Raw genomic sequence first — 11,724 nt, forward strand, 5'->3', positions numbered from 1 at the left:
ACGACGTGTCATGATAACACTCCTCACTCTTCTGAATTTTCCATCAGCCACTAATTCTAAAATAGATTGATGCCTATTTGATGACACACCCTAAGCCTATTCCCTTTCCCTGCCGAGGTTGCAGGTACTATCACGGGTCGAGTTATGGCGGTGTAACACTCAATTGCGCTATTCACCCTCAAGGATACAAAAGCGCTCAATGCCCGGACTGGCAAGCTTTCAACCATCTAAATTTAGAGGAGCAAGAAAATGACATTAACTATAGATAATCGCTCTCGAAGCAAAGAATCGTCCCTAACACGAGCATTGCGACAGATACAAGAGTTAAACTCCAAAATTCACGAGTTAGAGCAGCAGCATCAAGACTATGTGCAGAAACAGCAGAATCTGATTCGTGCCATCGCTGAAAGAAAGTGTTTCTCCAATGCAGGAAGTAGAGGCGCTGCGGATTTTGATTTATCTCTTAGAGGGGGAGTGTCGGCGCTACTTGCAATCGCTGTTGGTGAAGCGAAGTAAGGCTTCATAGAGATCAGGCGCTCAGTGATTCCGGTTCTGTGCGCGATATTTCCAAAACTCGCTGTAACCAATATGAAGTTTGAAGGGATGCAGATTGCTTTTGTTCGGCATCAGTCCAAATATTGTCCCAATGGAATAACCAACGAGTCAGAAGACGAACTAAGTCAACTAACTCACAGGCTCGGTCAATATCATCTGCCTTTACCATGTCTGGCACAGTCCACTCAATAAAGTACCGACTTTCTTTTACCAAAGGCAGCATCAATTCTTGGGATGATGGCTGAGTCCACAAGGATTCAATTTGTGATAGGTGTGCGGCCAGATAATGTAAACGGGTAGGAACATCGTTTTGTACAAAGCTTTGTTCTTTAGAAACAAAATCATTCATTTTTTTGAATACATAACTTATGCTGAAATTTTTTCACCAACAGCTTGATGTATAATTTCTTTCTTTAACGAATCTGCTGCAACTGCTGCAATGGTTTCCCAATCTTCTTGTTTTAACAAGAATCCAAGAAGTTCACGCAGTATCTCTCGATTAGAAATGAATTCTTCGCCATAAAGTTCATCATTGCTCAGAGTAGCAAGTATGTATTCTCTTACTTCTGGTGTAGGCAACCTCATCTTTTCAAGTATTCTTTCTCTTGAAGATTTGACGGCAATTTTCGTAGCTGTGCCTAAATTCCAATTATTCAGCAGCAACCGCACTTCTCTATTTAGAGAAATACGCAATGTTGTGAAACGTCCCCAAAGTTCGAAATTGAACACTTTGGAGCCAAATGCTGAACCCCAATCTAATCCAGCCCCAATGTTGCCACCAACTTTATCCTCAGCTTCAACAGCTTTTCTTAACCATTCTTCATCAAATAATAAAGCCATTGGATTTACTTCATCTTCTTGGTTTTTGGTGCTTTGAATATAATTAGGCTCTCGCTGACTCATAAATTACCTTCACTACCTTATACAGAAGAACGGCGAACTCCATACTCAAAGTAAATTAGATCATCGTAATCTTCATCTTCTCCTACATCAATCATCCCTTGGTTGTCATAAAATTCTTCTGCTCCTGGTAATGAATGTAAACCGACTCTCCCCTCATAACCTAGTTCTAAACTGCGAGTCCTGGCAAACGCCAAAAATGCAGTCCCAACACCTTTTAATTTTGGCGGACGTTGAATATATGCCCGATTCCAAGGTGCAGTAGCAATCCCGTCAACATATACCAAGCGTTTCCCCTCTTCTAGGCGAGAACCATGCATTTGGGTTTCAATCAGTAGCAAACCTTGAGTTTCGTCTTCATATTCAATAGCATAGCCTTCACGGTTTACTTGTCTATTAATGACAAACTCAAGTTTAAACTCCCAATCCCAAAATTTATCTGATTGCCCGTGCAATTTTAATTGTTCTTTCCACTTGTTGGCATGATCGTTGACGTGCTTTTGGGTTAGCTCTACTAAATCTGCTTCCACGATCGAGTTATCTTGACCGCGAATTAGTTCTACTATGTTCGGCATTAGACCCAAATTACCCATGAACCAATTGTATCAATCTAATCATGTTGTATAAAGGAGCAAACAAAATGACATTAGTCCTGGATAATCACGATCAAACCAAAGAATCCTCCTTAACACAAGCATTGCCACAGATACAACTATACACAGCACAGAATTTCGATATCACGGCAGACTTCGCCGGTTTATTGTGCCACAAAGTGACACTATCGGATAAAAAAAAGTAACTGTTCACGGGATTTGAAATGCTACGGTGAAAAAGAAGTATATGTATAGCAGGAGGCAGAAGGCAGGAGGTAAAAGTATTACTATTCCTAGCTTTCATGCTTTAAAAATGTCCTAACCTGTGTGGCTACGGCTATAGATGGGAGATTTTGGGGCGAAGAAGGAGATTCCCTGACGCGCTAAACTCTTGGTGATTCCTCATTGTGTTTCTATTTTGATATGGGATTAATTAATGCTCATCTGTGCTGATACCCAAATTCCTTTTCCTCGCTCCCTGGTTTATGCTACCTATCGGGACAAACTGGTTGAGCTAGTTCCCTATATGCAAAACGTGCGCTACATCGAAGTGAAATCCCGTAGTGAAGTAGGCAGTAATATTTCTACTGTCAATGACTGGCATGGCGGTAGTGAAATTCCAGCAGCAGCAAGAGTTATCCTCAGTGAAGATATGCTCTGGTGGACTGAATACAATACCTGGAATCAGGCTCTGTTTACAGTTGAATGGCGTATTGAAACTCACGCTTTCACAGAAGCAGTCAAGTGTTCTGGCAAAAATCGCTTTCTGTCAGACGGCAATACCACAGTAATTGAAAGCCGTGGTGAATTAGTGATTGACCCAAAACAAATCAAAGGAGTACCATTCTTTCTCACAAGTACAATTGCTAATGTAGTTGAAGATTTTTTGGGAAAAAATGTACAACCTAACCTACTAGCAATGAGTGCGGGAGTGGGCCAGTATCTAGAGCAAAATGCCAGAGATTGAAAGTCAGTATATCAAGCAAGCCAAGTGTTGATTAAAACAATTCGCAATTACGTTTTGTAACGAAGAGGAGTGCGGTCTTGGGGTCTCCCCATCGCTTTTAGCGTCTCCCCTTGGGAGAAGAGGAGCAACTCCGGGGGATTTAAATTAGGCATCAAAACGTGCTGGCTATGGTGTGGAAACAGTAGATTGGGCTTGAATTTGTCTGCTACTAGTCAAATTACGGCAGTGGCTATTGTTGATGAGAAGAATACTAAGGTCAATTACTTGCCGTCGTGTTTATAAACTGCAACCGCGCTGCACCAATAATCCCTGGCACTCAAAAGCTTCAGTCGTACATCACTTCCATTACCGACGTTCGCTTTTGCGCCGGATTCTGGGAATCTTTTTATTGCATTTTCCTCATGCTTCTTTATCTGGTTATGAAATTCCTGGTTGGGATTGCGTGGGGGTATGCTCTCGCTGTCATGAGATGAGAATTACTACGGCAGAAGTAATAACCGCGCTTCAGTTCACTACTATCAAGTCTGGGTACAAAAAGGTGGACTCAACAATCACCAAACATGGGGCAAAGCTACATCTCTGCGAATTAAGTTTTTCTTACTTGCCTTAATCCCTAGTTGAAAAATATTGGAGAAATTTTCCTTATGTCTAACCTATCAGTTTTTATGTTTGAATCTCAACAAGTCCGCTTCGTCGGAACAGAATATAAGCCGGAGTGGGTAGCGGCTGATGTCTGTGTTTGCTTAGAACTGAGCGATACAAGTAAAGCTTTGGAGACTTTAGAGCCGGATGAAAAGGGTACGAAGAATGTTCGTACCCTTGGTGGAGAGCAAGAAATGCTCACTGTGACTGAGGCTGGACTTTACCGCTTGATTTTAAAATCTCGTAAACCAGTTGCTAAACGGTTCCAACGGTGGGTTTTTCATGAAGTCCTTACGTCGCACTGGCAAGTATGAAATGCCCAAGCTAACCCAACAACAAAATACCAAACCCACTCTTGATGAACTCGTCAGCGACTAAATTTTTGCTTGAGAATTTGTACTCGTAATGTCACAGTGATAGTAGTTATATTTGCTTGCTCGTCTTCAAAAAAGTATTTCATGAACGAGTAAGCTTTTCCTATCTAAAAAGTTTTTTGGGCAACCCGCACCGTTACTGCTTACATTTCACAGCACCTACAGAAAATAGCGATCACATCTACTCCTTGACTGCTTAATGGCATAAATGCCTGTAATGTTTACGGAGCATAGCTTAGAGCTTTTCTTAGTGCCATTCCTATCAGAAATCATCCTGCGGCATAATCAGCAGATGTTTTTGCGCCGAAATGCCCAACTATTGCAGCAAGAATTGGAGCTGGAAGCTGAACTTATAGAAGAGAATCCTGAGTTAGCCCAGGCTATTCATGACCTTAATGTTCAGGAAATTCAAGCCCAGCTGCAAGGATTAAAGGGGGTTATGCGGGGAGATTCAACCCCGAAATCTCAAAGTATTTGGAGCAAGTTATTTCCGGGATTGAATGGGAGATAAATATGGCATCAATACTTCTCGGTTAAGCACTTTTAACTCGGAATCGGGTTTGGGGAAAAGGGTAAAGGGTAAGGGTTAAAGGTTTTTTCTTTACCCTTACCCCTTTTCCCCTTAACCGAGAAGTATTGAATATGGCATGGGCTAAATCAATTTCCTTGGACGGTGCTGAATATAGAAAATTGCCCTAATTGCAATACCCCATTGATTCAAGCAGACGACTCGGAGGATTTCTATTTCGAGTTTGACGAACAAATTTCTACACCAGCTACTTGCATCGGTTGCTCTAATTATCATGGGGCTAAGTACGGGGGAAATTTGTTCGTCTGTAGCATATACCCGTTATGGTGAGATGATGAGAATTGTCTAGACTTTATCACTCCATAAAAACTGACTAACCCGATAACTTGTGCCTAAAGTCATGGTCATATTCATGACTTATTTCATAAGTTATTATATAATATTATTTCTACAATAGGGGTATCAAATCAGAGTGATATTGAAATTTATTACCCAAAGTGCTAGACATTAGCATCAGCTAATTCCTAATTATCACAATACTTTTTATATATGTAATTAGGCTAACAAAGCTAAGTTACAACTATTTCGGTAGATTTCTGGAATCAGCGTTATGCCTTGTGTAGTCATATTCAGGTTCAAACATCACTTGATGCTTTCATCAGATCAAGAGGGACTCATGATTAATCGGGCTATAGACTTCATCTTTGTAGATTCTTTTGCTTTTGTAATTAATGTCACATTTGGAATACTACTTCATACTAAAATATGTAATTATTCCTGGGATGGAAAAACACCCTTTAATTCACAACCAGAAGAGATTAGCTCTAATGGCTCCATTTCAACATCTTCTTCGGAAAACATAGATTAAGCACTCCTGCCTGGGAGCAAGTATTCCAAAGTGAATGCAAAGATGAAAACAGAAGCTTTGAGTAAAAATACTTTGACGAGTGCGTAGATAGCAATCACTTTTACTTAGAAGGTATTATTCACTCAAAAGGCTTGGGTCAATAAGAGTGATTGAGATAGGGAGCAGAGTCGAAAAGTCTCATACCCAATTTCAGAGCGGGGCTTGTACCGAGTACCGAAAATACTCTTTCTCCTCTGCCCAAATCGCTTCTTGCCAAAGTGGATTAACTTGTTTTAATGCTGTCAGAACAAATTAGTTGACAGCAATGAATTACCCTTGCATCTGCTAAAAATAAGGCAATTAGATAATTCCGGATTAGCATACCAGTAATGACAAATCTTTGCCCCGATTGCAATCATCAATACCCTTTAGGTAACAAGTTCTGTAGTGCCTGCGGCAATCCTATTAATGACATTGCTTTTTGTCAGCCAAGTGATTTATCCAAAAACTATTCACCATCTAATACTATGCCAGATTTCAGTAGCGAACCGACCCCGGAATTGAGAAATCCCCAAGAAACCTTTCATTCCGGTGACTTAAGCTTAAGAATCGAAGGAGAAGTAGTGCCTGTAGTAGATGTTCATTTAGGGCAACAACAATCGATTTACTTTGAACATCATATTCTCCTATGGAAGCACCCGAATGTTCGCCTTGGTGTCAAAGGGTTGAAAGGGGCTGCCAAACGTTTTTTTGCTGGGCTACAAATTTTTATCAGTGAAGCACATGGCCCAGGAAATATCGCTTTCTCCCGCGAGGCACCTGGACAGATTGTAGTACTCCGATTGGAGCGTGGACAGACGGTTGATGTCCGCGAACATCAGTTCTTACTAGCTACCAGTAATATTGAGTACAGTTTCTTTTTCCAGCGAGGGCTGGCAAATCTCTTTTTTAGTCGCAGTGGTGGTTTATTTATTGACCGCTTCATTGGTCAGCAAGAAGGGGGACTGCTTTTAATTCACGGTTACGGTAATGTTTTTGAAAAGTACCTCGCTCCTGGTGAAGTGCTGGATGTAGAACCAGGAGCATGGTTATGGAAAGATTCATCGGTGAAGATGGAGACAGTGACAGCCCTGCAATCTAGTGGCGGTATCTTCGGAGCAATTGGGGTAATGCTTGGCGGCATTTCATTCACTCTCAACCGCTTTATTGGCCCTGGTCGTTTAGGGTTACAGTCTATGACTTATCACCCGCCTGCTTCTGAGGGCGCAAGTCAGGTCGGTGGCAGCGCTAATGTAGGGTGAAGTTGTCAGCCATTCGTTTGAACTCAAGTAGCCACAGTATCCAATGGCTTGCGATCGCTCTCCTGATTTATTATGGTTCACACTATAGCCAATGCTTGAATTTTAGGCAGGTTTTCTGCTAGTAAGTGCCAGTTTTCTCCCTGATCCTGACTTCTAAAAAGCTGGTCACCAGCACCAACAAAAATCATGCCTGCTGTATCCAATGTTAAAGCCCGAACCATAAGGTCAAACTTTGACGGCAGTCCCTTTGGAGTTGACTTTGGATGTAGTTATTCTGCCTAATAGATGAACTACACAGGAACAGTCAAAGGAATACCATTATCTGTGGGTTTCAACTTGAGAATAAATGGAACAGCTTTTGATGCCCACTCAGACACGGGTGTGTAATTAGCTGCTTCTTCCCCAAAGCTAATATCCAACATATCAGTATGAATAATTCCCGGATTAAGAGGAATAGCTGCCATCTCACTAGGCAATTCTTGAGCTAAAGAACGAGTTAATCCTTCAATTGCCCACTTGGAAGCACAATATGGTGCAACTTGGGCAGAAACAGAGCGTCCCCAGCCAGAACTGAAGTTAATGATAATACCACGCTTGTTTTTTACCATTACTGGAACGAAATGGCGAATTATATTAAATACACCTTTAATGTTGATATCCATCAACTGGGAAAACTCATCAGAAGTAACCTGCCACAAAGGTGCTGGGTGATTAATAATCCCAGCATTGTTAATCAGTATATCTGGTGGCTCATATTTGTTCAGTAAGTGTTTTGCCCAATTTTCTACTTGTTGCTCATTTGTCACGTCTACAACAGTAAAATCGTTTGGTGCAGTAAACTTTTGGCGTAGTTCATTGATCGCTACTGACGAACGAGCGCAACCAACCACTGTATGTCCCTGACGAATAAAATGCTCGGTCATCGCGTAACCTAGACCTCGACTTACACCAGTAATCAAGATGAGCTTGGCCATATTTTCTACTATTAAAGGCATCTTTAACAATCCTACCAGTAGGCACTTTCCCGTCTACTTTTCATCCTAATTGCCATACATCCTACTCCTATTGAGGCAGGGCTATTTCATTCTATTTTTAGGGCAGTTTTTACGGATCTTTTTGGGGAAAACAATAATTTAACAACGAACCTACACCTCAACAATGCCCATTTTGTGAGAATTAACCCATAAGCATAAAACGTGACATTTTAGAATGAAATATCGCCTTGAGTTATTATTGGACAAAACTCTTGCTAACACTACACAAAAAATGATTGATTCATGCTGAATTATGGCGACTGACGAGTGTATTATATTTTGATAAGTTCCCGATTGACGTTCCCGATTAATGACCGCTAATTTCCTGAGAAAAATTCCCGCTTTTGGACTATTTGTATTGCTTAACGGCATAGTTTCCAACCCATTAAAAGCACAGGTTCCAGCACGTCCCCCGACAATCCCGCAAGTTATCCCTAGAGATATCCAACCACCTTCGACTGCCCCCCTGCCAACACCACAGCCACAGCAATTGCCTTCACCTTCACAACTTCTTCCACCTTCAACTTCTACTCCTAATCTTACGCCTGAAGAACAATTTCCTAGCGATATTCCAATAACTATCATTGTGAAACGGTTTGAATTTGTTGGTAGCACCATCTTTAATCAGGAAGATTTAGCCAAAGTCACTGCTGATTTTACGAATCGTCCCATATCACCATCTGAAGTATTTAAAGTTCGCGATCAAATTACTGCACTTTACATTAAAAATGGTTATATAACTTCTGGTGCTTATATTCCACCTCAAAAATTCCAATCGGGCGTTATTAAAATTCAAATAATTGAAGGTCAATTACAAACTATCGAAATCAAAGGCACTCAGAGACTTAATCCCAATTATGTACGCAGTCGTATAGCCTCTGCTACCAGTGGTCCACTCAATCAGGAGCGCCTTTTGAAAGCGCTGCAAGTTTTCCAACGTAACCCTTTAATTCAAAATCTATCTGCGGAACTTTCAGAAGGAGATAAACCCGGCAAGAGTAAACTATTAGTGTTTATCAAAGAAGCAAAAACGTTCAGCGCTCAAATAACTTTAGATAACGGGCGGTCGCCTAGTGTTGGCAGTTTTCAACGGAGATTGCAATTGAACGAAGCCAACTTACTGGGACTGGGAGATGATCTGAGCGTCGGCTACAGCAACACTGATGGGAGCAACTTTGTTAACGCAAGTTACACATTACCTCTTAATCCTCAAAACGGTACACTCTCTTTTAACTATGGGGCTGTCAAGAGCCGTGTTATCGAACATCCTTTCAACATCTTAGACATCAACTCGTCTTCCCGATACTATGAACTGACATTCCGCCAGCCGATAGTCCAAACTCCCACACAAGAAATCGGCGCTATTGGTTTCTGTTTTGGCGGTCATGTTGCTTACATCGCTGCAACGTTACCCGATATCAAAGCAACAGCTTCGTTTTACGGTGGTGGAATTACCACTGCTAGTTATGGTGAAGACACTCCAACCATTAATCGCACCTCGGAAATTAAAGGTATTATCTATGCGTTTTTTGGTACAAGAGATGCCTTAATTTTGCAACAGGAAAACAAGCAAATTGAGGCAGAATTAAAGAAACATAACATAAATCATCGTGTATTCCGATACGACGCTGGACACGGATTCTTCCACGGATTTTTTAAAGACCAGTACCCATTTATAACCCAGAACCCAAGTTACAATCCTGAAGCTGCTCCTAATGCTTGGAAACATGTTCTAGAACTGTTTCAAAATAACTTGTAATAAAGCAAGTGCGATCGCACTTACTTAAGAGGTTCCAAAAACCGGGTTTCTTTGCCCCTGATTTTGGCTTAAGTGACATACTCCTACACTGTATGGAAGCATACAGTGTAGGCTTCTGTGCGACTCCCGGTATCCCGTCGGACAAAAACTCTCGCTTTATTTAGACTGCACGGGATGCCCCACCGCACAGTTGTAGCTTGCTTCCCGTTGGCGCAGCCTCTCGTAGAGAAGGGTACAAGTACCAAGATGTGGGGAATCTCAGCCTTTCGATGTTTACAATTGAACCTCACACGACTTGAAGTCGCGTGATTCCTGCTTCAACGATCTCCGCCTGAATTCCTTCAGGACTTACAAGTTCTCCACAGGCGTTTAGAGCCTCCGGGATACCCACGGCGGCTACGCCAGATGCTCCACTTGGGGAAACCCCTCTTGAGCGCACTGGCTCATCAGTCTCAATCCTTCACTCAAAATATTTAACGCGGCGTTTTTGTCTCTTAAGTTGTGACTACTACAACTAGGACAAGTCCATTCACGCAACTTCAAATCTTTGACTAGAGGGTTTACAAAACCACAAGAGTTACAAGTCTGAGATGATGGGTAGAACGTGCCAACTTTCTGCACAATTCGGTCATGCCATGAAGCTTTGTATTCAAGCATAATCGTAAATTTAGACCAACTAGCGTCTGAAATACTCAGAGCTAGTTTATGGTTTTTAACCATGTTAGCAACTCGTAAATCTTCGATACAGATAATGCTGTTTTCTTTAATTAAACGAGTAGAGAGTTTATGCAAAAAGTCATTTCTTAAATTGGTAATGCGAACGCACACACGAGCCAGCTTGTTTTTCGCTTTGACTCGATTGTTACTACCTTTTACACTTCAGGATAGTTTTTTATTTGCCTTACGTAATTTCCTTTTATGAGTTCTATAATATTTCGGATTGTCTACAACTTCACCATCGCTAGTGACAAGATAAGATTTGATTCCTAAGTCTAGTCCAGTATTCTTGATGACTTGAGGATGTTTCTTTATCTCAGTTTCACACAAAATACTAGCAATATATTTACCAGAGGAAGTTCGGGTTATCGTAACGTTGACAAGCATCCCGGCAATATCTTGTGACTTGTGAAACTTTATCCACCCACATTTCGGAAGCTTTAACCGATTTTCTATTACTTGGATATTGCCGTTGGTAAGGTTGGTTTTGTAGGACTGCTTGCAACCATACTTCTTTTTGAACTTAGGAAAGCCGACACCCTTCTTACTCTTGGACTTCTTTAGGTCAGTAAAAAAGTTTTTGTATGCTATCTCTAAATTCTTAAGTGAGTTTTGCAGAGCAAATTTATCTACCTCCTTCAACCATTCAATCTCCTTTTTGAGTAGAGTTAACTGTTGACTACAAGCATTGTAGTTTAAGGTTTTCTGCTCAGTCGTATATAACTCTTGTCTCAACCCTAGAAAACGGTTGTACACAAACCTAGCACAACCAATTGTCTTGTTAATTAAGACTTGTTGGTTGTGGTTAGGAATAAGTGTAACTTTAAACGCTTTCTGCATTTTGGTTTTCGATATACTTTTTGACTTGTGCTTCTGTATTTTCGCTAACTGTTGAAACAAAATAACTTGGGTTCCAGAGATGCCCTCCCCATAACTTTTTCTTAAGTTGCGGGAACTTGAGAAAAAGTTTTCTAGCTGATATCCCCTTAAGCATTTTGACTATATTCGGAATAGTGTGTTGAGGGGTTGCCGAAACTAAAACATGAACATGATCCTCTACTACTTCCAGACTTTCTACTTTAAATTTGTAGAAAATTGCAGTCTCGATTAGAATCTCTTTCAGAAACTCGGCTATTTCATCCTTTAATACCTTGTGTCTATACTTGATACACCATACTATATGATATTCAATCGCCTAAACATAACCTCTACCGTTTTTTACTTCCATACCTAATCATACCATGTGCATGACCATCTGAAGTAAAATATAGAAATACGGAGCGCCTAACTCATGACTGGAAGTCACGAGTGTGCGGCTTGCAGAAATCAAATAGGATTGCTATATTCAGTAAGAAGGGCAAGAATGGATTTATGCAATTGTTTGCTGTAGTGAAAGGCTCTACTTGGCTTCAATAAAATTTTAGACAACAAATGTATTAGAAAATTCCACTTTTTCTAATCTAGCTTTTCAATTGAGGGACGTAGTTGAGAACTCAAACAATATGA

13 protein-coding genes and 1 pseudogene are annotated in these 11,724 nt (G+C 40.9%); 7 read left to right on the forward strand and 7 right to left on the reverse strand.

What is annotated here, in order from left to right; all coding sequences use genetic code 11:
• The first annotated feature begins 249 nt into the window (after positions 1-249).
• A complete protein-coding gene (locus V7K15_RS13645; protein WP_334906035.1) occupies positions 250-516 on the forward strand; it encodes a hypothetical protein in 267 nt (88 codons plus the stop codon).
• A 13-nt stretch (positions 517-529) separates the two neighbouring features.
• Here the strand turns inward: V7K15_RS13645 and V7K15_RS13650 are convergent, their stop codons facing one another.
• From V7K15_RS13650 to V7K15_RS13660, 3 genes are read right to left on the reverse strand one after another with little or no spacing between them, the layout of a single operon-like run.
• On the reverse strand, positions 530-904 hold the full coding sequence (locus tag V7K15_RS13650) for a hypothetical protein (protein ID WP_334906036.1): 375 nt from the start codon (positions 902-904) through the stop codon (positions 530-532).
• 17 nt (positions 905-921) lie between these two features.
• A complete protein-coding gene (locus V7K15_RS13655; protein ID WP_334906037.1) occupies positions 922-1,458 on the reverse strand; it encodes a hypothetical protein in 537 nt (178 codons plus the stop codon).
• 17 nt (positions 1,459-1,475) lie between these two features.
• Positions 1,476-2,030, reverse strand: coding sequence for a GNAT family N-acetyltransferase (locus tag V7K15_RS13660; RefSeq protein ID WP_334906038.1), 555 nt, complete (start codon positions 2,028-2,030; stop codon positions 1,476-1,478).
• A 65-nt stretch (positions 2,031-2,095) separates the two neighbouring features.
• Between V7K15_RS13660 and V7K15_RS13665 the strand changes: the two genes are divergently transcribed.
• From V7K15_RS13665 to V7K15_RS13685, 5 genes are all read left to right on the forward strand, one after another.
• Positions 2,096-2,254 carry a hypothetical protein gene (locus V7K15_RS13665; protein ID WP_334906039.1) on the forward strand — a complete coding sequence of 53 codons (159 nt, stop codon included), beginning with the start codon at positions 2,096-2,098 and terminating at the stop codon, positions 2,252-2,254.
• A 230-nt stretch (positions 2,255-2,484) separates the two neighbouring features.
• Complete coding sequence (locus tag V7K15_RS13670) at positions 2,485-3,015, forward strand: hypothetical protein (RefSeq protein ID WP_334906040.1); 531 nt, start codon at positions 2,485-2,487, stop codon at positions 3,013-3,015.
• Positions 3,016-3,659: 644 nt separating this feature from the next.
• A complete protein-coding gene (locus tag V7K15_RS13675) occupies positions 3,660-3,971 on the forward strand; it encodes a BRO-N domain-containing protein (protein ID WP_334906041.1) in 312 nt (103 codons plus the stop codon).
• A 277-nt stretch (positions 3,972-4,248) separates the two neighbouring features.
• Positions 4,249-4,542, forward strand: coding sequence for a hypothetical protein (locus tag V7K15_RS13680; protein WP_334906042.1), 294 nt, complete (start codon positions 4,249-4,251; stop codon positions 4,540-4,542).
• 1,254 nt (positions 4,543-5,796) lie between these two features.
• The gene (locus V7K15_RS13685; protein ID WP_334906043.1) at positions 5,797-6,708 is read left to right on the forward strand and encodes an AIM24 family protein; all 912 of its coding nucleotides are present in this window, start codon (positions 5,797-5,799) and stop codon (positions 6,706-6,708) included.
• Positions 6,709-6,785: 77 nt separating this feature from the next.
• Here V7K15_RS13685 and V7K15_RS13690 read toward each other — a convergent pair whose 3' ends face one another.
• Entirely contained in the window at positions 6,786-6,929 is a 144-nt protein-coding gene (locus V7K15_RS13690) for a hypothetical protein (protein ID WP_334906044.1), read from the reverse strand.
• Positions 6,930-6,998: 69 nt separating this feature from the next.
• Positions 6,999-7,703 carry an SDR family oxidoreductase gene (locus V7K15_RS13695; protein ID WP_334906045.1) on the reverse strand — a complete coding sequence of 235 codons (705 nt, stop codon included), beginning with the start codon at positions 7,701-7,703 and terminating at the stop codon, positions 6,999-7,001.
• A gap of 349 nt (positions 7,704-8,052) precedes the next feature.
• Here V7K15_RS13695 and V7K15_RS13700 point away from each other — a divergent pair, with 349 nt between their 5' ends.
• Positions 8,053-9,501 (forward strand): dienelactone hydrolase family protein, encoded by a 1,449-nt coding sequence (locus tag V7K15_RS13700; RefSeq protein WP_334906046.1) that lies wholly within the window; start codon positions 8,053-8,055, stop codon positions 9,499-9,501.
• 396 nt (positions 9,502-9,897) lie between these two features.
• Here the strand turns inward: V7K15_RS13700 and tnpB are convergent.
• Positions 9,898-11,058, reverse strand: a pseudogene (gene tnpB / locus V7K15_RS13705) (IS200/IS605 family element RNA-guided endonuclease TnpB).
• Positions 11,042-11,410, reverse strand: a complete 369-nt coding sequence (tnpA, locus tag V7K15_RS13710; RefSeq protein ID WP_334906047.1) for an IS200/IS605 family transposase — start codon at positions 11,408-11,410, stop codon at positions 11,042-11,044. Before tnpA ends, tnpB begins: the two are co-directional and overlap by 17 nt.
• Positions 11,411-11,724 lie beyond the last annotated feature (314 nt).

The organism is Nostoc sp., assembly GCF_036919815.1.
Classification (GTDB): domain Bacteria; phylum Cyanobacteriota; class Cyanobacteriia; order Cyanobacteriales; family Nostocaceae; genus Nostoc.